The organism is Klebsiella planticola (genome assembly GCF_000783935.2).
GTDB lineage: Bacteria > Pseudomonadota > Gammaproteobacteria > Enterobacterales > Enterobacteriaceae > Klebsiella > Klebsiella planticola.
Genome location: NZ_CP026047.1, coordinates 2,475,784 through 2,497,933 on the forward strand (window position 1 = coordinate 2,475,784; position 22,150 = coordinate 2,497,933).

Sequence of the window (22,150 nt, forward strand, 5' to 3'; positions counted from 1 at the left end):
GGGGGGAGACCCTGCCGGATTATTTTGGGCTGGTACAATAAAACATAACAGGAAAGCAGGGTGGGACATCGAATTCCCGTAACGCTTGGCAATATTGCGCCGCTGTCGGTCAAACCATTTCTTCCGGGCAAGCTTGGCCTGGTGTGCGAGGGTGGCGGTCAGCGAGGTATCTTTACCGCCGGGGTACTGGATGAGTTCATGCGCGCGGGATTCAACCCCTTTGACATTATGCTGGGGACATCCGCCGGGGCGCAGAACCTGTCGGCCTACATGTGCAACCAGCAGGGCTACGCCCGCAAGGTCATCACCCGTTACACCACGGCCCGGCAATTTTTCGATCCTATGCGTTTTGTCCGCGGCGGCAATCTTATCGACCTTGACTGGCTGGTGGAGACCACGGCGCAAAAAATGCCGCTGGCGATGAGCTATGCGGAAGAGCAGTTCGCTCTGGGGAAAGAGCTGTGGATGTGCGCCTGCCGGGGCGATGATTATACGCCAGACTATTTTGCCCCCACGCAGACCACGTGGCTCGATTTGATCCGCGCTTCCAGCGCGATCCCCGGCTTTTATCGCAGCGGCGTCATGCTGGATGGCATCAGCTATCTGGATGGCGGCGTCAGCGATGCGATTCCCGTACAGGAGGCGGCCCGACGCGGGGCGCAAACCATCGTGGTTATCCGTACGGTGCCTTCACAGATGTTCTATACCCCGCAGTGGTTTAAGCGAATGGAGCGTTGGCTGGGGGAAAGCAGCCTGCAGCCGTTTGTGAACCTGGTCCAGCATCACGAGGCCACCTATCGCACTACCCAACAGTTTATTGAGAAGCCGCCGGGTAAGCTGCGCATCCTGGAAATTTATCCGCAGAAACCGCTTAAAAGTATGGCGCTGGGAAGCCGTCTACCGGCGCTGCTGGAAGACTACAAGACCGGGCGGCAGTGCGGGCGTTATTTCCTGGCGACGGTCGGCAAACTGCTGGCAGACCGTCCACCGCTGGTGCGTCATTTGCCGCGAGTCACGCAGCCGGCCTCGGTTGTGGTGCCGGCGGCTTCCGTCGCCAACGATTCCCATCCGGCCACTTTCGTTACCGCCCCGCAGGCTAATGATGCCAGCTTTGATAACGAGGATCTGGCATGACGTGGACGTTTATCGATACGCATTGTCATTTTGATTTCCCGCCCTTCGCCGGCCATGCGGCCGAGAGTCTTGCCCGGGCGGCGCAAGCCGGGGTGACGCAGATAATTGTCCCGGCCATTGAAGCGGAAAATTTCCCCCGCGTATTAGCGCTGGCGGAGCAGCATGAAGCGATTTATGCCGCCGTAGGACTGCATCCCATTGCGATCGAACGGCATGATGAGCGCAGTCTTGAGCGGTTGGAAGAGTGCCTGCGCCAACGCCACCGAAAGGTGGTCGCCGTGGGGGAGACGGGGCTCGATCTGTATCGTGAAGATCCGCAGTTTGAGCGCCAGAAGAGCATGCTGGAAGCGCAGCTGCGGCTGGCGAAGCGGTACGATCTGCCGGTGATTCTCCACTCCCGCCGTACTCACGATACGCTGGCGATGCTGCTGAAAAAACATGCCTTGCCGAGAACCGGCGTGGTACATGGTTTCGCGGGAAGCCTGCAGCAAGCGGAACGTTTTGTTCAGTCAGGTTATAAAATTGGCGTCGGCGGGACCATAACCTACCCACGTGCCAGTAAAACGCGTGATGTGATGGCGCGTCTGCCGCTATCGGCACTGCTGCTGGAGACGGATGCGCCGGATATGCCGCTCAATGGTTTTCAGGGGCAGCCAAATCGACCCGAGCAGGTGGCCCGCGTCTTTGCCTCGTTATGTGAACTGCGGCAGGAACCTGCGGATGTCATTGCGAATGCGTTGTTAGACAATACGAAAGCGTTGTTCTGTAACCTGTGACGTAGGCGTAGCGCACTGTCAGTGATGACGCTCGTGAGTCCGCCGCGGCTAAGAGGTTGCGGCATCATCGCCGGCAATGGCGTACTGCCTCGCTGCCCGGATCCCCTCCCTTTCACACTCCCTGTAAATGTTATAATTCCATCATCGTCTGTTTTCAGTAACCTGCTTATTTTTCAATGATTATTGCCTGTTTTTCAATTTTTAGCACAATATGCATTCGCTTTTGTCGAGGTGGCTTGTGGTTTTATGTTATTATATTAACATTCCCTTGTGTCTGAGGATTTTGATTATGCTTAAAGTAAACCTGGCGTCTTTCAGCGTAATACCGCAGCCATAAAGGTGATCACTGTCACATTGCAGTAATGCAAATTCTCTATGAGTTTTCATTAACTGTGATGAATGTCGAAGTGTAACGGCGAGGTGATGTTACAATAGTAACAGACTCGCAAGGTGAACAAACTATTGAACCGGCAATAAGCCGTCGGAGTGTAAAATGACTGATTTATCTGCAAGCAGCCTGCGCGCGTTGAAACTGATGGACCTGACCACGCTGAATGACGATGACACCAATGAAAAGGTGATCGCTCTGTGCCATCAGGCAAAAACGCCGGTAGGGAACACAGCGGCTATCTGCATCTATCCGCGCTTTATCCCGATCGCGCGTAAAACGCTGAACGCGCAAGGCACCCCGGATATCCGTATCGCCACGGTCACAAACTTCCCGCATGGTAACGATGATATCGATATCGCGCTGGCGGAAACCCGTGCGGCCATCGCTTACGGCGCGGACGAAGTTGACGTGGTATTCCCGTACCGCGCGCTGATCGCGGGTAACGAGCAGGTTGGATTCGATCTGGTGAAGGCCTGTAAAGAGGCTTGCACGGCGGCCAACGTGCTGTTGAAAGTGATCATCGAAACCGGTGAGCTGAAAGAAGAAGCGTTAATTCGCAAAGCCTCTGAAATTTCTATTAAAGCCGGGGCGGATTTCATCAAAACCTCGACCGGTAAAGTTCCGGTAAACGCGACGCCGGAAAGCGCACGTATCATGCTGGAAGTGATCCGCGATATGGGTGTACAGAAAACCGTTGGCTTTAAGCCTGCGGGCGGCGTCCGCAGCGCTGAAGATGCGCAGCAGTTCCTGGCGATTGCCGATGAACTGTTTGGTGCCGACTGGGCGGATTCTCGCCACTATCGTTTCGGCGCCTCCAGCCTGCTGGCAAGCCTGCTGAAAGCGCTGGGTCACGGCGACGGTAAGAGCGCCAGCAGCTACTAAGGCGTAACGGCGACAAAACCGTAGCCCGGAGGAGGCGCAGCTGCGCCGACCCCGGGAGATTCCCGGCGTCGCGACGCTCGGCCGGGCTACAGGATCTTAGCGCGGGCGCAGACAACGCCGCCCGCCGAATTTGACCTTATTCCTCAGGGGGTTACCTTGTTTCTCGCACAAGAAATTATTCGTAAAAAACGTGATGGCCATGCGCTGAGCGATGACGAAATTCGCTTTTTCATCAACGGGATCCGCGATAACACCGTTTCTGAAGGGCAGATCGCGGCGCTGGCGATGACCATCTTTTTCCACGATATGTCTATGCCAGAACGCGTCTCGTTAACCATGGCAATGCGGGATTCAGGAACCGTTCTGGACTGGAAAAGCCTCAATCTGAATGGCCCGATTGTCGATAAACACTCCACCGGCGGCGTGGGCGATGTGACTTCGCTGATGCTTGGTCCGATGGTCGCCGCCTGCGGCGGCTATGTGCCGATGATCTCCGGGCGCGGCCTCGGTCATACCGGCGGCACCCTCGACAAACTGGAAGCCATTCCAGGTTTCGATATTTTCCCGGATGACGCCCGTTTCCGCGGCATTATTAAAGATGTTGGCGTCGCCATCATTGGGCAGACCAGTTCGCTGGCCCCTGCCGACAAACGTTTCTATGCCACCCGCGATATTACCGCGACGGTGGATTCCATCCCGCTCATCACCGCCTCGATTCTGGCGAAAAAACTGGCGGAAGGCCTGGATGCGCTGGTGATGGACGTCAAAGTAGGCAGCGGCGCCTTTATGCCGACCTACGAACTCTCCGCAGCGCTTGCCGAAGCGATCGTTGGCGTTTCCAACGGTGCCGGCGTGCGTACTACCGCGCTGCTGACCGATATGAACCAGGTGCTGGCATCCAGCGCCGGTAATGCCGTCGAAGTCCGTGAAGCGGTTCGCTTCCTGACCGGCGAATACCGCAATCCGCGTCTGTTTGATGTGACCATGGCGCTGTGCGTGGAAATGCTGATTTCCGGCAAGCTGGCCCAGGATGACGCCGACGCGCGGGCGAAACTGCAGGCGGTGCTGGACAACGGTAAAGCGGCGGAAGTCTTTGGCCGGATGGTTGCCGCGCAAAAAGGGCCGACTGATTTCGTCGAGAACTACGATAACTATCTGCCTACCGCCATGCTGAGCAAAGCGGTCTACGCTGATGGTGAAGGGTTTGTCGCTGAAATGGACACCCGTGCGCTGGGTATGGCGGTGGTGTCGATGGGCGGCGGTCGTCGCCAGGCGTCCGATCCGATTGACTATAGCGTCGGCTTTACCGACATGGCGCGCCTGGGTGACAGCGTTGACGGGCAGCGTCCGCTCGCGGTTATCCATGCCAAAGATGAAGCCAGCTGGCAGGATGCGGCGAAAGCCGTCAAAGCGGCAATTAAACTGGACGATAAGGCGCCGAAAGAAACCCCGACGGTCTATCGCCGAATCACCGAATAACGGTATACTGATCTGATCGCTTTTTTGCAGCGCAAAAGGTACGGAGAATAATATGAAACGTGCATTTATTATGGTGCTGGACTCTTTCGGCATCGGTGCGACTGAAGATGCCGCTCGCTTTGGCGACGTCGGCTCAGACACGATGGGCCACATTGCTGAAGCCTGCGCTAAGGGCGAGGCTGACCATGGCCGTAAAGGCCCACTCAATTTGCCTAATCTGACCCGTCTGGGGCTGGTCAAAGCTCACGAGGGCTCGACCGGTAAGATTGCTGCCGGGATGGACGCCAGTGCGGACGTCATTGGCGCATACGCCTGGGCACATGAGCTCTCTTCCGGTAAAGATACGCCGTCCGGCCACTGGGAAATCGCCGGTGTACCGGTTCTGTTCGAATGGGGCTACTTCAGTGACCATCAGAACAGCTTCCCGCAGGAGCTGCTGGATAAACTGGTTAAACGTGCAAACCTGCCGGGCTACCTCGGTAACTGTCACTCTTCCGGGACGGTGATTCTGGATGAGCTTGGCGAAGAACATATGAAAACCGGCAAGCCGATTTTCTATACCTCCGCTGACTCCGTGTTCCAGATTGCCTGCCACGAAGAGACCTTTGGTCTGGATAAACTCTACGAGCTGTGCGAAATCGCCCGTGAGGAGCTGACTGAAGGTGGCTACAACATTGGCCGCGTTATCGCGCGTCCGTTCGTGGGTGATAAACCGGGCCACTTCCAGCGTACCGGCAACCGTCACGATCTGGCCGTTGAACCGCCTGCGCCGACCGTGTTGCAAAAGCTGGTTGACGAGAAAGGCGGCCACGTGGTTTCCGTTGGGAAAATCGCCGACATCTATGCCAACTGCGGGATCACCAAAAAAGTGAAAGCGACCGGCCTGGATGCGCTGTTTGACGCGACCATCAAAGAGATGAAAGAAGCGGGTGATAAGACCATCGTCTTCACTAACTTCGTGGACTTCGACTCTTCCTGGGGGCATCGTCGCGATATCGCCGGTTATGCTGCGGGTCTGGAACTGTTCGACCGCCGTCTGCCGGAGCTGATGGAGCTGGTGGGTGAAGATGACATTCTGATCCTGACCGCTGACCACGGCTGTGACCCGAGCTGGCAGGGTACTGATCATACGCGTGAGCATATCCCGGTACTGGTCTACGGCCCGAAAGTTAAACCGGGCTCGTTGGGCCACCGTGAAACCTTCGCGGATATCGGCCAGACCCTGGCGAAATACTTTGGTACGTCCGACATGGAATATGGCAAGGCCATGTTCTAAGGTCATTGCCCGGTGGCGCTATGCTGACCGGGCCTGTGGTTTTGTAGGCCGGGTAAGGCGCCGCCGCCGCCCGGCAAAAACAACAATATAAAAGGAACTGAAGATGGCAACTCCTCATATTAATGCAGAAATGGGTGATTTCGCTGACGTCGTGTTGATGCCGGGCGACCCGCTGCGCGCGAAGCACATCGCGGAAACTTTCCTTGAAGACGTGCGCGAAGTGAACAACGTGCGCGGCATGCTGGGCTTCACCGGTACCTATAAAGGCCGCAAGATCTCCGTCATGGGCCACGGCATGGGGATCCCGTCCTGCTCCATCTACACCAAAGAGCTGATCACCGATTTCGGCGTGAAGAAGATTATTCGCGTGGGCTCCTGCGGCGCGGTACGTGCTGATGTCAAACTGCGTGATGTAGTGATTGGCATGGGCGCGTGCACCGACTCCAAAGTTAACCGTCTGCGCTTTAAAGATCATGATTTCGCCGCTATCGCTGACTTCGGCATGGTGCGTAACGCGGTTGATGCTGCAAAAGCGCTGGGCGTTGATGCCCGTGTCGGCAACATCTTCTCCGCAGACCTGTTCTATACCCCGGATCCGTCCATGTTCGATGTGATGGAAAAATACGGCATCCTGGGCGTGGAAATGGAAGCCGCCGGTATCTACGGCGTAGCGGCGGAGTTCGGGGCGAAAGCGCTGACTATCTGCACCGTTTCCGATCATATTCGTACGCATGAGCAAACGACCGCGGCCGAGCGTCAGACGACGTTCAACGATATGATCAAAATCGCGCTGGAATCCGTTCTGCTGGGCGATAAAGAGTAAAGGTTGTATTGCCCGGTGGCGCTGCGCTTACCGGGTCAATCAAACCGTGCGAAATCTGTCGGCCGGATAGGGCGTAAACGCTAGTCTCGCGCTGAGCGGTCAATCAAACCGTGCGGGATCTGTCGGCCGGATAGGGCGTAACCGCTAGTCTCGCGCTGAGCGGTCAATCAAACCGTGCGAAATCTGTAGGCCGGATAGGGCGTAGCCGCCATCCGGCTTTTTTATCAGCGCACCGCGCCGGCAATCCATGCCGACAGCTCCCGCAGCTCTTTCTCCTGCTCCGGGAAATCCACTAATAATGCTTCACACGCCTGCTGCAGCACGTCAGCACGATACGGGCAGCCCTGCAATCGCGTAGCCAGCGTTTCCAGCGGTGCCGGATTCAGGCTATCGGTAAAGACCTGCGCACGGGTGATATGGCCTTTCTCAACGTCAAAGTGCAGCTCAACCCCACCCCAGACGAAGCGCTCATCCAGCAGGTGCGAGAAGGCCGGCGCTTGGCCAAAATTCCATGCCCAGCTGCTCTGGCGGGCGAAGGTTTCGGCAAAGTTCGGCAGATCCGGCGTCTTATCGGGCGAAATCACTTCCGCGGCGACGCGCTCGCCGTAGTAGGCGAAAAAGGCCTCTTCAATCGCCGAGCAGACCTGCTGGTGCGTAATACCCGGCAGCAGCTCAACCAGATTGGCTACGCGGCCGCGTACCGAAGTGATACCTTTCGCCTGTAGCTTCTTTTTATCCGGGTTGAGATAGTTTGCCAGACGACTTAAATCGGCATTCAACAGCAGCGTTCCGTGGTGAAAACCGCGGTCAAGGGTTTCGCGGTAGGCCGAACCGGAGATTTTACGATCGCCTTCGGCAGTTTTGACCACCAGGTCATTGCGCCCGGATGCTTCAGCCGTGACGCCCAGCGCCTCCAGCGCAGCCAGTACAATCCGGGTGGAGACGGTTTTATCGTACTCGGGTTTACCTGCCATGAAGGTAAAGCAGGTGTTGCCGAGATCGTGGAATACCGCGCCGCCGCCGCTGCTGCGGCGGGCCAGGCGGACGTTATCCTCTTCCATCCGGCGGGTGTTGCACTCTTTCCACGGGTTTTGCGCCCGCCCAATGACCACCGTGTCGGCATTGCGCCACAGGAACAGCACGCGCTGGGTGGCGGGCATCTGGCGGAAAATACACTCTTCAACCGCGAGGTTGAACCAGGGATCCGTAGAATCTGAGAGCAGCAGGCGTAGCGTCGACATCAGCGATTTCCTTATTCTGATTCATCTTTGTCTTCGTCCTGCACCGGCTTATTGGCGGTGAGCAGGAAGGGCGATTGCTGCCAGCGGGTGCGCTTGCCCTGCAGCAGCGTGCGGGTCAGCACCACGCCGATAGCCAGTGACAGCAGCAGCATCAGACGTAAAATATTGGTGGTATTATCCACCTGTTTCGCCTCGGTGGCTAACGTATGGGTATCCAGCGTCAGGCGCAGGTAGCCCAGCGGCCCGTTTTTACCCTGAATCGGCTCTACGATCTGCTGATTGAAGTAACCGCCCGCTTTTTTGCCGTCCAGCGCCAGCCTGTCGCGCACGTTGACCCCTTCGCCCGAGCGAGCGACCAGATCGCCCTGGTCATCATAGACTCCGGCATCGAGGACCCGGCTCTGGCGGGTCAGCAGCTCCAGCAGCTCACCGATTCGTTTTTCATCAGGGGTCTCGCTGCGCATCATTGGCGCCAGATTCAGCGTAACCTGCTGCGCAAGGGTGCGAGCCAGTTCTTCTAACTGTGGATTACGTTGCTTTTGGCTGTTCTGGCTGAACCACGACGCTCCCTGCATCAGGGCAACGAGAAGCGCGAGGCAGATAAGAACAATGACGGCGCGATGCAGTCGGAATTTCAGTTTTGCGCGTACCATATTCCACCTTTAATATTTACAGCTTAATGTTGCCAGAAGCGCTGGTTACAAGGTAGCCTCATGCGTTATTTTCCTGGCCTGAATAAAGAAATGTGGAGCCGTAATGCCAAACAGTTTGACCTGGTGCGATCTGCCCGAAGATGTTTCCCTGTGGCCTGGATTACCGCTTTCGCTGAGCGGTGATGAGGTCATGCCGCTGGATTATCATGCCGGACGCAGCGGCTGGCTGCTCTACGGGCGCGGCCTTGATAAACGCCGGCTGACGGCCTGGCAGCGTGAGCTGGGAGCGGCGCTGGTTATCGTTGCCTCCTGGGTTGTCGAAGATTATCAGGTTATTCGTCTGGCGGGCTCTCTGACGCTGCGGGCAACCCGGCTGGCGCACGAAGCGGGGCTGGATGTCGCCCCGCTGGGGAAAATCCCGCATCTGCGCACGCCTGGGCTGCTGGTGATGGATATGGACTCCACGGCGATTCAAATCGAGTGCATTGACGAAATCGCCAAACTGGCCGGAACCGGCGAAATGGTGTCGGAAGTGACCGAACGGGCGATGCGCGGTGAGCTGGACTTCACCGCCAGCCTGCGTCAGCGGGTGGCGACGTTGAAAGATGCCGATGCCAATATTCTGCTGCAGGTACGTGAATCGCTACCGCTGATGCCGGGGCTGGCGCAGCTGGTGCTGAAGCTGGAGACGCTGGGCTGGAAAGTCGCGATTGCCTCCGGCGGATTCACCTTCTTCGCCGAATACCTGCGCGACAAGCTGCATCTTGACGCCGTGGTCGCTAATGAGCTGGAGATTATGGACGGCAAGCTGACCGGAAACGTCATTGGCGATATTGTCGATGCCAAATATAAAGCCGCCACGCTGCGAAAACTGGCGGAAAAATATGCAATCCCGCCGGCGCAGACCGTGGCGATCGGCGATGGCGCCAACGATCTTCCGATGATCAAAGCGGCGGGGCTGGGGATCGCGTATCATGCTAAGCCAAAAGTGAATGAGCAGGCGGAAGTGACGATCCGTCACGCTGACCTGATGGGAGTCTTCTGTATTCTCTCAGGCAGCATGAATCAAAAGTAAGAGGTAACACGTGGCGAAAGCTCCAAAACGCGCATTTGTCTGTAATGAATGTGGTGCGGATTACCCGCGCTGGCAGGGGCAGTGCAGCGCCTGTCATGCCTGGAATACCATCACCGAGGTGCGTATTGCCGCTTCGCCGCAGGTGGCGAGAAACGAGCGTCTGACGGGCTACGCCGGGAATGCCGGCGCGTCGAAGGTGCAAAAGCTGTCGGAGATCAGCCTTGAGGCGCTACCACGTTTCTCCACCGGTTTTAAAGAGTTTGACCGCGTGCTCGGCGGTGGCGTGGTGCCGGGCAGCGCCATTCTGATTGGCGGCAGTCCGGGGGCGGGTAAATCGACGCTGCTGCTGCAGACGCTGTGCCGCCTGTCGGAAAACATGAAAACGCTGTACGTCACCGGGGAAGAGTCGTTGCAGCAGGTGGCGATGCGCGCTCATCGCCTGGGGCTGCCGACCGCTAATCTCAACATGCTCTCCGAGACCAGCATTGAACAAATCTGCCAGATAGCCGATGACGAAAAGCCGCAGCTGATGGTTATCGACTCGATCCAGGTGATGCATATGGCTGACATTCAGTCGTCGCCTGGCAGCGTCGCCCAGGTACGCGAAACGGCGGCTTATCTGACCCGTTTTGCGAAAACGCGCGATGTCGCGATCATCATGGTCGGTCATGTGACCAAAGATGGCTCGCTGGCCGGGCCAAAGGTGCTGGAGCACTGTATTGACTGCTCGGTGCTGCTGGATGGCGATGCCGATTCTCGCTTTCGTACCCTGCGCAGCCATAAAAACCGCTTTGGCGCGGTGAATGAGCTGGGGGTGTTCGCGATGACCGAGCAGGGGCTGCGTGAAATCAGTAACCCTTCGGCGATTTTTCTCAGCCGCGGCGATGAAGTGACTTCCGGCAGCTCGGTGATGGTGGTCTGGGAAGGCACCCGTCCTCTGCTGGTGGAGATTCAGGCGCTGGTCGATCATTCAATGATGTCTAACCCGCGTCGCGTCGCGGTAGGGCTGGAGCAGAATCGCCTGGCGATTTTGCTGGCGGTACTGCACCGTCACGGCGGCCTGCAGATGGCCGATCAGGACGTTTTTGTTAACGTCGTCGGCGGGGTGAAGGTAGCGGAAACCAGCGCCGACCTGGCGCTGCTGCTGGCGATGGTTTCCAGTCTGCGCGATCGTCCGCTGCCGCACGATCTGGTGGTGTTTGGTGAAGTGGGGCTGTCCGGCGAAATCCGTCCGGTGCCCAGCGGCCAGGAGCGCATCTCCGAGGCGGCGAAACATGGTTTTCGTCGCGCCATCGTCCCGGCAGCCAACGTGCCGAAAAAAGCACCAGAAGGGATGCAAATCTTTGGTGTGAAAAAGCTTTCAGACGCGCTAAGCGTGTTTGACGACTTATAATTAAATACCCGCCGCCTGTTCGGCGGCAGAGGGCTGGCCGCGTGGGGCCGTATGAATGGCTGAGTTGCTTCCGTTCATCGGGCTTCGCCCGCCTGCTTCCCGTAACCAACAGGGTATTTCTTCAGTTTTGCTAAAGCAGGAGGCTCTTGTGTCATCTTTCGACTATCTCAAAACCGCGATTAAGCAAAAGGGCTGTACGCTGCAACAGGTCGCGGAAGCCAGCGGAATGACCAAAGGCTATTTGAGCCAGCTGCTGAATGCCAAAATCAAAAGCCCAAGCGCGCAGAAGCTGGAAGCCCTGCACCGTTTTCTTGGCCTGGAATTCCCGCGTCGGCAAAAGAGCGTCGGCGTGGTATTTGGTAAGTTCTATCCGCTGCACACCGGACATATCTATCTGATTCAGCGCGCCTGTAGCCAGGTGGATGAGCTGCATATCATCATGGGTTACGACGATACGCGCGATCGTCAGCTGTTTGAAGACAGCGCGATGTCGCAACAGCCGACGGTATCCGATCGTCTGCGCTGGCTGCTGCAAACCTTCAAATATCAGAAAAATATCCGTATTCATGCGTTTAATGAAGAGGGGATGGAACCTTATCCCCACGGCTGGGACGTCTGGAGCCGCGGGATCCGCGCATTTATGAGCGATAAAGGGATCCAGCCGAACTGGATCTACACCTCGGAAGAGGCGGATGCGCAGCAATATCTGCAGCATCTGGCGATCGAAACCGTGCTGATCGATCCGAAACGAACCTTTATGAGCATCAGCGGCGGACAGATCCGTGAAAACCCGTTCCGCTACTGGGAGTACATCCCGACGGAAGTGAAACCGTTCTTCGTGCGTACGGTGGCGATTCTTGGCGGCGAATCGAGCGGGAAATCGACGCTGGTCAATAAGCTCGCGAATATCTTTAACACCACCAGCGCCTGGGAGTATGGTCGCGATTACGTCTTCTCGCACCTCGGCGGCGATGAGATGGCGCTACAGTATTCCGACTATGACAAAATTGCGCTTGGCCACGCGCAGTATATTGATTTTGCGGTTAAATATGCCAATAAGGTGGCGTTTATCGACACCGATTTCGTCAGCACCCAGGCCTTTTGCCTGAAGTATGAAGGGCGTGAACATCCCTTCGTGCAGGCGCTGATCGATGAGTACCGTTTTGATCTGGTGATTCTGCTGGAGAACAATACCCCGTGGGTGGCCGATGGTTTACGTAGCCTCGGCAGTTCGGTGGATCGCAAGGAGTTCCAGACGCTGCTGGTGTCGCTGCTCAAAGAAAATGAGATCGACTTTGTGCATGTGAAAGAGTCGGATTACGACACGCGCTTTCTGCGCTGCGTTGATCTGGTCAAGCAGCTGATGGGGGAGCCGGGCTAACCACCGCCAGAGGAGTTCTGGCGCGCGCTGAGCATAAAAAAACGGGTGGCCTGGGCCACCCGTTTTTATTACTTCGCAATACGCTTGTACTTGATACGCTTTGGCTCCAGCGCATCGGCGCCGAGGGTGCGTTTCTTGTACTCTTCGTACTCGGTGAAGTTACCTTCGAAGAATTCGACTTTACCTTCATCCTGGTAATCCAGAATGTGGGTCGCGATACGGTCGAGGAACCAACGGTCATGCGAGATAACCATCGCACATCCCGGGAACTCCAGCAGGGCGTTTTCTAACGCGCGCAGGGTTTCGATATCCAGGTCGTTGGTCGGTTCATCGAGCAGCAGCACGTTACCGCCAACCTGCAGCAGCTTAGCGAGGTGCAGACGACCGCGCTCACCGCCGGAAAGTTCGCCCACGCGTTTACCCTGGTCGACGCCTTTAAAGTTAAAGCGACCGACGTAGGCGCGGCTAGGCATTTCGGTGTTGCCGATCTTCATGATATCCAGCCCGCCGGAGACTTCTTCCCAGACGGTTTTGCTGTTATCCATCGCGTCGCGGAACTGATCGACGGAAGCCAGCTTCACGGTTTCACCCAGGGTGATAGAACCGGCATCAGGCTGTTCCTGACCGGACATCATGCGGAACAGGGTCGATTTACCGGCGCCGTTAGGCCCGATAATCCCGACGATTGCCCCTTTCGGTACCGAGAAGGTCAGATCGTCAATCAGCACGCGGTCGCCGTAAGACTTACGCAGGTTGCTGACTTCAACCACTTTATCCCCCAGACGGGCTCCAGGCGGAATAAACAGTTCGTTGGTTTCGTTACGCTTCTGGTATTCAACGTTGTTAAGCTCTTCAAAGCGCGCCAGACGGGCTTTGCCCTTAGACTGACGGCCTTTCGCGCCCTGGCGTACCCACTCCAGCTCTTTCTCGATGGATTTGCGGCGCGCCGCTTCCTGAGAGGCTTCCTGCGCCAGACGCTGATCTTTCTGCTCCAGCCAGGAGGAGTAGTTGCCTTCCCACGGAATCCCTTCGCCGCGGTCCAGTTCGAGGATCCAGCCGGCCACGTTATCGAGGAAGTAACGGTCGTGGGTAATCGCCACGACGGTCCCTTCGAAGTCGTGCAGGAAACGTTCCAGCCAGGCCACGGATTCAGCATCCAGGTGGTTGGTCGGTTCGTCGAGCAGCAGCATGTCTGGTTTTTCCAGCAGCAGGCGGCACAGCGCTACGCGGCGGCGTTCACCACCGGACAGGTTGGCGATTTTCGCATCCCAGTCCGGCAGACGCAGGGCATCGGCCGCACGTTCCAGCTGCACGTTCAGGTTATGGCCGTCGTGAGCCTGAATGATCTCTTCAAACTTGCCCTGCTGCGCCGCGAGTTTATCGAAGTCGGCGTCTGGCTCAGCGTATTTGGCATACACCTCATCCAGGCCTTTCAGCGCGTTAACCACTTCGGCTACCGCTTCTTCTACCGACTCACGTACGGTCTGCTCCGGGTTCAGCTGCGGTTCCTGCGGCAGATAGCCAATTTTCAGGCCAGGCTGCGGGCGGGCTTCGCCTTCGATGTCGGTATCGATGCCGGCCATAATACGTAACAGGGTAGATTTACCGGCACCGTTCAGACCGAGAACGCCGATCTTCGCGCCAGGGAAGAAGCTCAGGGAGATATTTTTCAAAATATGACGTTTCGGCGGAACCACTTTGCCGACACGATGCATGGTATAAACGAATTGAGCCACGGTGGACTTCGCCTCTTTTATTTTGATGAATAGTTTTCAAAGGCGAAGTGTAGCCTTTTTCACGCGTTAAGCCCAGAGAGGCGATGGGATTCACAGAAGAGTAAAAAAATGTCCAGGACGTGGCACGTTTGGCGTTGTCTGGTTAGCATATCTATAGCGACACTGGGACATTTAAAAAGCGGCATGATGCTGCTCTGATGTAGTGAGATGTACTTTTAACAGAGGAAGAGCTTGTGGAAAAAGCCAAAACGATGGCATGGCGTCTTCTGGCGGCCAGCGTGAGTCTGCTGACGCTCAGCCAGTTGGCACATGCGGATTCACTGGATGAACAGCGCAGCCGCTACGCTCAAATTAAGCAGGCATGGGATAGCCGGCAGATGTCCGTTGTCGAACAGCTTATGCCTACGCTGACCACCTATCCGCTGTACCCCTATCTTCAATACCGGCAGATCACCGACGATCTGATGAACCAGCCGACGCTGGTGGTGAAAAACTTCATTGAAGCGAACCCGACGCTGCCGCCGGCGCGCACCCTGAAATCGCGCTTTGTTAACGAGCTGGCGCGGCGTACCGACTGGAGCGGACTGCTGGCGTTTAGCCCGGAAAAACCCGCCAGCACCGAAGCGCAATGTAATTACTACTATGCGAAGCTGAGCGTGGGCCAGGCGCAGGAAGCCTGGGACGGCGCGAAAACGCTGTGGCTGAGCGGTAAAAGCCAGCCTAATGCCTGCGATGCGCTGTTTAGCGCCTGGCGTTCTTCCGGCAAGCAGGATCCGTTGGCATATCTTGAGCGTATCCGCCTGGCGATGAAGGCGGGTAACACCGGCCTGGTCAGCGTGCTGGCGCAGCAGATGCCGCCTGAATACCAGACGATTTCGTCAGCGGTGGTGGCGCTGGCAAACGATCCGAATACCGTGATGACCTTCGCCCGCACCACCGGGGCGACGGACTTCACCCGCCAGATGGCGGCGGTGGCCTTCGCCAGCGTGGCGCGCCAGGATGTCGAAAACGCCCGGCTGATGATTCCGTCATTGGTGCAGGCACAGAAGCTGAATGAAGATCAAACCCAGGAGCTGCGGGATATCGTTGCCTGGCGCCTGATGGGCAACGATGTGACCGAAGAGCAGGCCGTCTGGCGCGATGACGCTATTATGCGCTCGCAATCCACTGCGCTAGTAGAGCGCCGGGTGCGAATGGCGCTGGGCGCCGGGGACCGCCACGGGTTGAATACCTGGCTGGCGCGCCTGCCGATGGAAGCGAAAGAGAAAGATGAGTGGCGCTATTGGCAGGCGGATCTGCTGCTGGAGCGCGGGCGTGACGACGAAGCAAAAGCGATTCTCCGTTCGTTGATGCAGCAGCGCGGGTTCTACCCGATGATTGCCGCTCAGCGTCTGGGAGAGGATTTCACCTTCCGGATCGATAAAGCGCCAGAGAATCTCGATCCTGCGCTGACCTCCGGGCCGGAAATGGCCCGGGTACGCGAGTTGATGTACTGGAATATGGACAACACCGCCCGCAGCGAATGGGCAAATCTGGTGACCAGCCGGACGAAAGATCAGCAGGCGCAGCTGGCGCGCTATGCATTCAACCAGCACTGGTGGGATCTCAGCGTTCAGGCGACTATCGCCGGGAAGCTGTGGGACCAGCTGGAAGAACGCTTCCCGCTGGCCTACAACGATCTCTTCGCGCGCTATATCAGCGGCAAAGCTATCCCGCAGAGCTATGCGATGGCGATTGCTCGCCAGGAGAGCGCGTGGAACCCGAAAGTCCGCTCTCCGGTTGGCGCCAGCGGCCTGATGCAAATCATGCCGGGTACGGCGACCCATACGGTGAGTATGTTCAGTATCCCTGGCTACAGCAGCCCGTCGCAGCTGCTGGATCCCGCGACCAATATCAATATCGGCACCAGCTATCTGCAGTATGTTTACCAGCAGTTTGGCAATAACCGCATCTATGCTTCCGCGGCCTACAACGCCGGTCCGGGGCGGGTTCGGACCTGGCAGGGCAATAGCGCCGGGCGAATCGATGCGGTGGCATTTATCGAGAGTATCCCGTTCTCGGAAACGCGGGGTTATGTGAAGAACGTGCTCTCCTACGATGCCTATTACCGTTACTTTATGGGGCAGAAAGCCCCCATGCTGAGCGATGCAGAGTGGCAGCAGCGTTACTGATACTCAGCGGATTGCGCGGGACAAAACGGGCTGAACGCCGCGCTGTGACGCGAAACCCATAGAGTATTGACCGGAGTATGTTATGCTTTGTACTCGTTAATGAGTACATTCGACAGGCGGCCTTGGTCGCCTGTCTCAACATGGCGGCGTAACATGACCCAACAATCCCCTTATTCAGCGGCTGTAGCCGAACAGCGTCATCAGGAATGGCTTCGCTTTGTGGCGTTACTCCAGCAGGCGTACGCCGACGATCTGCATCTGCCATTGCTGCAATTAATGCTGACGCCCGACGAGCGCGAGGCGCTGGGCACGCGCGTACGGATCATTGAAGAGTTGCTGCGTGGCGAGATGAGCCAGCGCGAGCTCAAAAGCGAGCTCGGCGCCGGGATTGCCACCATTACCCGTGGTTCTAACAGTCTGAAATCCGCGCCACCCGAGCTGCGACAGTGGCTGGAGCAGGCGCTGCTTAACGGTAAATAAGGTTATGGAACGGGCTTAATGCCAGTACTACCGCCTGGTGGTAGACGCTGCTGCGCGTGAGCTTCCCGGCGGTAAAGACGCCGATAGCCCCTTCTTTACGGCCAATTTCATCGATGCCGGTATGCTGTGACATCACCGGCCCTAGCGCTTCCCCGGCACGCACTTTTTCCAGAATCACCGCCGGCAGCGGCAGCGTCGCCGAGCGCGCTTCGCCGCGCTGATGATGATCCTCAATCACTACCCAGCTAAAAGTGCTGCCTTCGTCGATCCCAGCTTCAATGGCGACCCAGAAGTCGGCATTTGGCTGCACGGCGCGCGCATTGGCGACCCTGTTTCGTGCGCCAGCACGCGTTTCCTCGTTACCAAACGGCTGTTCCGGCACGCCACTCTCGACGGAGACGGACTCAATGTGGCAGGATCCTTCGCCGAAGATCTCGTTAAAAGCCTGTAGAATTGCCTGAATTTTGGCGGGATTAGTGGTAGCTGAGACAACATGGTGCATAATCAAACAACTCAGAATAAATTTACGTCATCGCAGTATACTCCAAATCGTTTTCGTTGCAGCGCGCGACGCCGGCAACCGAAATTGTGAAGAGCACAGAACGGAAAAATAGCATGTTACAGGTACACCTTGTTCGCCATGGCGAAACGCAGTGGAACGCCGAGCGGCGCATTCAGGGCCAGTCAGACAGCCCGTTAACCCCTCACGGCGAGCGCCAGGCCTGGCAGGTCGGCGAACGTGCCAGAACGCTGGGCATTACGCATATCATTGCCAGCGATTTGGGGCGCACGCGCCGGACGGCAGAGATTATCGCGGAAGCCTGCGGTTGCGATGTCATCCTTGATTCACGGCTGCGTGAGCTGGATATGGGGGTTCTTGAAAAACGTCATATCGACTCGCTGAGCGAGGAAGAAGAAGAGTGGCGTCGCCGGTTGGTTGATGGGACCCCGGACGGCCGTATCCCACAGGGGGAGTCGATGCTGGAGCTGAGCGAGCGTATGCACGCGGCACTGGCGTCCTGCCTGGAACTGCCTGCCGGAAGCCGGCCGCTGCTGGTGAGCCACGGTATTGCGCTGGGCTGTCTGGTCAGTACGATTCTGGGGCTGCCGGCACACGCGGAACGCCGCCTGCGTCTGCGTAACTGCTCAATTTCTCGCGTTGATTATCAGAAGAGTCTGTGGCTGGCATCGGGCTGGGTCGTGGAAACCGCGGGGGATGTGTCGCATCTTGACGCCCCCGCGATGGATGAACTACAGCGTTAACGACGAATCGGGATCAGGTATTCGCAACGCAGCTGAATCGGCGTTTCTTGATCCCGGCTTTCATCCTCAGGGAAGAAGCGTTCGATATCCAGACCTTTGCGGCGGGTAAGGTTCAGCATTGGCATGCAGGTGCCGTACACCGTCAGGATAAACTCCTGCAGTCCGCTTCCTAACCCTTCATAAGTGAACATCACATACTCGCCGCCTTCCAGAATGATCGGATGGGAGTTGTGCAGGTGGCCGTTGGCCATCTCCGGCGTCAGCGCAGTGGTGTAGAAGACCTCTTGCTCGTCATCTTTCTCGAGACTAGGACGCGGTTCGTGCAGACCGTACAGCGTGGGCGGAATCGACGGTGAATTGCCGAGGAAATCACGCCAGAACTGAACGCGCATCTGGTTACGGAAGTCGGAGATTTCCTCCAGCTTGCAGGTGTAGCTCTGAGTGATGCCAATCAGCTGGGTATTGCTCAGGGTGACGAACTCATGCTGCGGCATCGTGAATTCACCCAGGCGCAGCGGGGGACGCATCCCGTAAGAGCTCCAGTCAGGAGAGCGGCGGTACAGCGCCGGCGTTAACGAAAACTGCTTTTTAAACGCGCGGGTGAAGGTCTGCTGCGAGTCAAAACGATACTGTAGCGCAATGTCGAGAATCGGGCGGGCGGTCAGGCGCAGGGCGACCGCTGATTTTGATAAACGGCGAGCGCGAATATAGGCACCGATGGCTTGGCCGGTCACGTCTTTAAACATTCTTTGCAAATGCCACTTGGAATAACCGGCCTTGGCTGCCACATTATCTAGTGAGAGCGGTTGATCCAGGTGACCTTCCAGCCAGCTAAGGAGATCGCGAATAATCCCTGCTTGATCCATAAAATGTCCTCATCCTTAAACTCAGGTGCCTGCTACTAAGTAAGGTAGCGGATAATAGCATTTTTTGATGTTTTAGCATTCAGTGTTTTTTTTGCTTATAAATGCGATTTGTCAGCAGGTTTTTTAGCTGTTTTGGTAACGCTGTGATCTATAAACCTTTTCCGCTGAGTCTATAATCATCGCTCAGCAAAATTTTAAGAAAATGGTAACAATATGAAATACAAGAGGTTAGTTGCGGGGCTGCTTTTACTGGCGGGATGTCAGGTGGCACAGGCGGAACAAATTGGCTCCGTAGATACCGTATTCAAATTCTTTGGTCCTGATCATAAAATCGTCGTTGAGGCCTTCGACGATCCGGATGTGCAGAACGTGACGTGCTATATCAGCCGGGCGAAAACCGGCGGGATTAAGGGCGGTCTGGGTCTGGCGGAAGATACGTCAGATGCGGCGATTTCTTGCCAGCAGGTAGGGCCGATCGAACTGAACGATAAAATCAAAAACGGTAAGTCGCAGGGCGACGTGGTTTTCCAGAAACGTACTTCGCTGGTGTTTAAAAAGCTGCAGGTGGTCCGTTTTTACGATAGCAAACGTAATGCGCTGATCTACCTGAGCTATTCGGATAAAGTCGTTGACGGTTCACCGAAGAATGCGCTCAGCGCCGTGCCTATCATGCCGTGGAATAAATAACGCGGCGCATCGTAGCATCCGATTCGCACATAAAAAAAACGGCGCATTAAGCGCCGTTTTTACGTTGCGGGAGCAGGAAAACGAATGTTATTCCTGCAGGTCGCCGCAGAAGCGATAACCTTCGCCGTGAATCGTGGCGATGATTTCCGGAGTATCCGGAGTAGACTCGAAATGCTTACGAATGCGACGGATGGTCACGTCAACGGTACGGTCGTGCGGCTTAAGCTCACGGCCGGTCATTTTCTTCAGCAGTTCAGCACGTGACTGGATCTTGCCCGGGTTTTCGCAGAAGTGCAGCATCGCGCGGAATTCACTGCGCGGCAGCTTGTACTGCTCACCATTCGGGCTGACCAGCGAACGGCTATTGATATCCAGTTCCCAGCCGTTGAACTTGTAGCTTTCTACGCTGCGACGCTCTTCGCTCACGGTACCCAGATTCATGGTACGGGAGAGGAGGTTACGTGCGCGAATGGTCAGTTCACGAGGGTTGAACGGTTTAGTGATATAGTCATCAGCGCCGATTTCGAGGCCCAGAATCTTATCAACTTCGTTATCGCGGCCGGTCAGGAACATCAGCGCGACGTCAGCCTGTTCACGCAGTTCACGCGCTAACAGGAGACCATTTTTACCTGGCAGGTTGATATCCATAATCACCAGGTTGATATCATTTTCAGACAGGATCTGATGCATTTCCGCGCCATCGGTCGCTTCGAACACATCATAACCTTCTGCTTCGAAAATACTTTTTAACGTGTTGCGTGTTACCAACTCGTCTTCAACGATAAGAATGTGCGGGGTCTGCATGTTTGCTACCTAAATTGCCAACTAAATCGAAACAGGAAGTACCAAAGTCCCTGACCTGCCTGGTACATGTCGCAAATTAACATGCCCGGCGTAACATGACTAAAGTACGTAATTGCGTTCTTGATGCACTTTCCATCAACGTCAACAACATCATTAGCTTGGTCGTGGGTACTTTCCCTCTGGACCCGACGGTGTCAAAAACGGCTGTCATCCTAACCATTTTAACAGCAATATAACAGGCTAAGAGAGGCTGAACACCCCATAAAACTACGCTTCGTTGACATATATCAAATTCAATTGTAGCACGTTAACAGTCTTGTGAAATCATTGCATTGAAATGCTATTTATAGTCACAAATCTTACACTGCTCAAATGGTTGCGCTGGTAAATTGATAAACATGTTGAATCCAATGAACGTTCAGCGCGGTTGCGACAAATATCATTGGCAAACATATGGATAAATGCGTTCTGTTAACATACTCCGTCCCGTGGTTCGTTGGAAACAGTTTAGGCTTTTTTATGGGTAATAACGCGCAATTTTAGTGATTTTTGTTGCAAATTTGTAAATTTTCGCCGCGTAAAATGGGGATAATTTTCATTTTCGCCGCGTGAGAGAGTAGAAGAGAGCCAGCATGCACGTATCTATTGTATTAGTCGCCCCGGCCAGGGCAGAAAACGTTGGCGCGGCGGCACGCGCGATGAAAACGATGGGTTTTCGCGACCTGCGTATCGTTGACAGCGATGCCCACCTTCAGCCTGCGGCGCGTTGGGTTGCGCATGGTTCCGGAGATATTCTCGATAACATAAGCACTTATCCAACGCTGGAACAGGCGCTGCATGACGTTGACTTTACCGTGGCGACCACGGCCCGTAGCCGGGCGCGTTTCCATTACTACGCCACGCCGCAGCAGCTGCTGCCGCTGATGGCGGAGAAAGCCGGGTGGATGAACCATGCGGCGCTGGTCTTTGGTCGGGAAGATTCCGGACTTACTAACGAAGAGCTGGCTCTTGCCGATGTGCTGACAGGCGTGCCGATGGTGGCCGACTATCCTTCGCTTAACTTAGGGCAGTCGGTGATGGTCTATTGCTATCAATTGAGTACCCTGGTTCAGCAGGCGTCGGCCGTTTCTGCCAGCGTCGATGAAAATCAGTTGCAGGCATTGCGTCTGCGGGCGCTCGATTTATTGACCCGACTGGGCGTGGCTGAAGACCTCAAACTGACCGACTGGCTCCAACAGCGAATTGGGCTTTTAGAGCAGCGAGACACGGCAATGTTGCACCGATTACTGCATGACATTGAAAAAAACCTGCCAGAGTAAAGTTCTGATATAAGTTTTAAGTATGGTTATATCTGCCAGCATCAAGCGCGGTGTATCGCAAATTCAGGTGAATTGTCAGGTCATTGTGGCGCATTGACCCGCTGCAGTGAAACGGGTGAAATGTAAAAATTCGTTGACTTAAACCGGCAGATACTTTAACCAATATAGGCACAGGACACAGACAGATAAAAATTACAGAGTACACAACATCCATGAAACGCATCAGCATGATGACAACCATTATCACCATCACCATTACCACAGGTAACGGTGCGGGCTGACGCGTACAGGAAACACAGAAAAAAGCCCGCACCTGAACA

The 22,150-nt window shown here is 56.0% G+C and carries 22 protein-coding genes and 1 other annotated feature (1 of these 23 cut by a window edge); of the genes, 16 read left to right on the plus strand and 6 right to left on the minus strand.

What is annotated here, in order from left to right:
- Positions 1–60: 60 nt before the first annotated feature.
- The 6 genes from MC50_RS12010 to deoD all read left to right on the plus strand — a co-directional run bounded on the left by MC50_RS12010 (position 61) and on the right by deoD (position 6,761).
- On the plus strand, positions 61–1,134 hold the full coding sequence (locus tag MC50_RS12010; RefSeq protein ID WP_032689578.1) for a patatin-like phospholipase family protein: 1,074 nt from the start codon (positions 61–63) through the stop codon (positions 1,132–1,134).
- The gene (locus tag MC50_RS12015) at positions 1,131–1,910 is read left to right on the plus strand and encodes a TatD family hydrolase (protein WP_032698204.1); all 780 of its coding nucleotides are present in this window, start codon (positions 1,131–1,133) and stop codon (positions 1,908–1,910) included. The genes MC50_RS12010 and MC50_RS12015 overlap by 4 nt, the downstream gene beginning before the upstream one ends.
- A 493-nt stretch (positions 1,911–2,403) precedes the next feature.
- Positions 2,404–3,183, plus strand: coding sequence for a deoxyribose-phosphate aldolase (gene deoC / locus MC50_RS12020; protein ID WP_047663983.1), 780 nt, complete (start codon positions 2,404–2,406; stop codon positions 3,181–3,183).
- Between the two features lie 156 nt (positions 3,184–3,339).
- Positions 3,340–4,662: a thymidine phosphorylase gene (gene deoA / locus MC50_RS12025; RefSeq protein ID WP_032689576.1), complete on the plus strand. Its 1,323-nt coding sequence runs from the start codon at positions 3,340–3,342 to the stop codon at positions 4,660–4,662.
- Between the two features lie 52 nt (positions 4,663–4,714).
- A complete protein-coding gene (gene deoB / locus MC50_RS12030) occupies positions 4,715–5,938 on the plus strand; it encodes a phosphopentomutase (protein ID WP_004857660.1) in 1,224 nt (407 codons plus the stop codon).
- A gap of 103 nt (positions 5,939–6,041) precedes the next feature.
- Positions 6,042–6,761, plus strand: a complete 720-nt coding sequence (deoD, locus tag MC50_RS12035) for a purine-nucleoside phosphorylase (RefSeq protein WP_004857662.1) — start codon at positions 6,042–6,044, stop codon at positions 6,759–6,761.
- Positions 6,762–6,985: 224 nt separating this feature from the next.
- On the opposite strand, the gene lplA is transcribed toward deoD, so the two are convergent.
- Together lplA and MC50_RS12045 are read right to left on the minus strand one after the other, a co-directional pair.
- Positions 6,986–8,002: a lipoate--protein ligase LplA gene (lplA, locus tag MC50_RS12040; protein WP_032689563.1), complete on the minus strand. Its 1,017-nt coding sequence runs from the start codon at positions 8,000–8,002 to the stop codon at positions 6,986–6,988.
- Positions 8,003–8,013: 11 nt separating this feature from the next.
- Positions 8,014–8,655 (minus strand): YtjB family periplasmic protein, encoded by a 642-nt coding sequence (locus tag MC50_RS12045; protein ID WP_032689562.1) that lies wholly within the window; start codon positions 8,653–8,655, stop codon positions 8,014–8,016.
- 103 nt (positions 8,656–8,758) lie between these two features.
- On the opposite strand from MC50_RS12045, the gene serB reads away from it, so the two are divergent.
- The 3 genes from serB (at position 8,759) to nadR (ending at position 12,504) form a co-directional block, all read left to right on the plus strand.
- Complete coding sequence (serB, locus tag MC50_RS12055; protein WP_004857669.1) at positions 8,759–9,730, plus strand: phosphoserine phosphatase; 972 nt, start codon at positions 8,759–8,761, stop codon at positions 9,728–9,730.
- Positions 9,731–9,740: 10 nt separating this feature from the next.
- Complete coding sequence (gene radA, locus MC50_RS12060) at positions 9,741–11,123, plus strand: DNA repair protein RadA (protein WP_047663985.1); 1,383 nt, start codon at positions 9,741–9,743, stop codon at positions 11,121–11,123.
- A 148-nt stretch (positions 11,124–11,271) separates the two neighbouring features.
- On the plus strand, positions 11,272–12,504 hold the full coding sequence (gene nadR, locus MC50_RS12065; RefSeq protein ID WP_032689559.1) for a multifunctional transcriptional regulator/nicotinamide-nucleotide adenylyltransferase/ribosylnicotinamide kinase NadR: 1,233 nt from the start codon (positions 11,272–11,274) through the stop codon (positions 12,502–12,504).
- Between the two features lie 68 nt (positions 12,505–12,572).
- Here the strand turns inward: nadR and ettA are convergent, their stop codons facing one another.
- On the minus strand, positions 12,573–14,240 hold the full coding sequence (ettA, locus tag MC50_RS12070; RefSeq protein WP_032689558.1) for an energy-dependent translational throttle protein EttA: 1,668 nt from the start codon (positions 14,238–14,240) through the stop codon (positions 12,573–12,575).
- Positions 14,241–14,473: 233 nt separating this feature from the next.
- Here ettA and sltY point away from each other — a divergent pair, with 233 nt between their 5' ends.
- The gene (sltY, locus tag MC50_RS12075) at positions 14,474–16,411 is read left to right on the plus strand and encodes a murein transglycosylase (RefSeq protein ID WP_047663988.1); all 1,938 of its coding nucleotides are present in this window, start codon (positions 14,474–14,476) and stop codon (positions 16,409–16,411) included.
- 153 nt (positions 16,412–16,564) lie between these two features.
- Positions 16,565–16,891 (plus strand): trp operon repressor, encoded by a 327-nt coding sequence (trpR, locus tag MC50_RS12080; protein WP_015585187.1) that lies wholly within the window; start codon positions 16,565–16,567, stop codon positions 16,889–16,891.
- Here the strand turns inward: trpR and yjjX are convergent.
- Positions 16,878–17,393: an inosine/xanthosine triphosphatase gene (gene yjjX, locus MC50_RS12085; protein WP_032689554.1), complete on the minus strand. Its 516-nt coding sequence runs from the start codon at positions 17,391–17,393 to the stop codon at positions 16,878–16,880. The two genes, trpR and yjjX, sit on opposite strands and share 14 nt — an antisense overlap.
- Positions 17,394–17,506: 113 nt before the next feature.
- On the opposite strand from yjjX, the gene gpmB reads away from it, so the two are divergent.
- The gene (gene gpmB, locus MC50_RS12090) at positions 17,507–18,154 is read left to right on the plus strand and encodes a 2,3-diphosphoglycerate-dependent phosphoglycerate mutase GpmB (protein WP_046853115.1); all 648 of its coding nucleotides are present in this window, start codon (positions 17,507–17,509) and stop codon (positions 18,152–18,154) included.
- Here gpmB and robA read toward each other — a convergent pair.
- The gene (gene robA, locus MC50_RS12095) at positions 18,151–19,020 is read right to left on the minus strand and encodes an MDR efflux pump AcrAB transcriptional activator RobA (protein WP_004857685.1); all 870 of its coding nucleotides are present in this window, start codon (positions 19,018–19,020) and stop codon (positions 18,151–18,153) included. The two genes, gpmB and robA, sit on opposite strands and share 4 nt — an antisense overlap.
- 213 nt (positions 19,021–19,233) lie before the next feature.
- Between robA and creA the strand changes: the two genes are divergently transcribed.
- Positions 19,234–19,707: a protein CreA gene (creA, locus tag MC50_RS12100; protein WP_004857687.1), complete on the plus strand. Its 474-nt coding sequence runs from the start codon at positions 19,234–19,236 to the stop codon at positions 19,705–19,707.
- A gap of 87 nt (positions 19,708–19,794) precedes the next feature.
- On the opposite strand, the gene arcA is transcribed toward creA, so the two are convergent.
- Positions 19,795–20,511, minus strand: a complete 717-nt coding sequence (gene arcA, locus MC50_RS12105) for a two-component system response regulator ArcA (protein WP_002887843.1) — start codon at positions 20,509–20,511, stop codon at positions 19,795–19,797.
- 95 nt (positions 20,512–20,606) lie between these two features.
- Between arcA and yjjY the strand changes: the two genes are divergently transcribed.
- The 3 genes from yjjY to thrL all read left to right on the plus strand — a co-directional run bounded on the left by yjjY (position 20,607) and on the right by thrL (position 22,111).
- A complete protein-coding gene (yjjY, locus tag MC50_RS12110) occupies positions 20,607–20,747 on the plus strand; it encodes a YjjY family protein (RefSeq protein WP_049268126.1) in 141 nt (46 codons plus the stop codon).
- Between the two features lie 396 nt (positions 20,748–21,143).
- Complete coding sequence (locus MC50_RS12120; protein ID WP_032689552.1) at positions 21,144–21,830, plus strand: tRNA/rRNA methyltransferase; 687 nt, start codon at positions 21,144–21,146, stop codon at positions 21,828–21,830.
- Positions 21,831–22,042: 212 nt separating this feature from the next.
- Entirely contained in the window at positions 22,043–22,111 is a 69-nt protein-coding gene (gene thrL, locus MC50_RS12125) for a thr operon leader peptide (RefSeq protein ID WP_071824685.1), read from the plus strand.
- Positions 22,050–22,150 (plus strand) — a sequence feature (Thr leader region); it runs 17 nt beyond the window's last position. (Overlaps the previous gene by 62 nt.)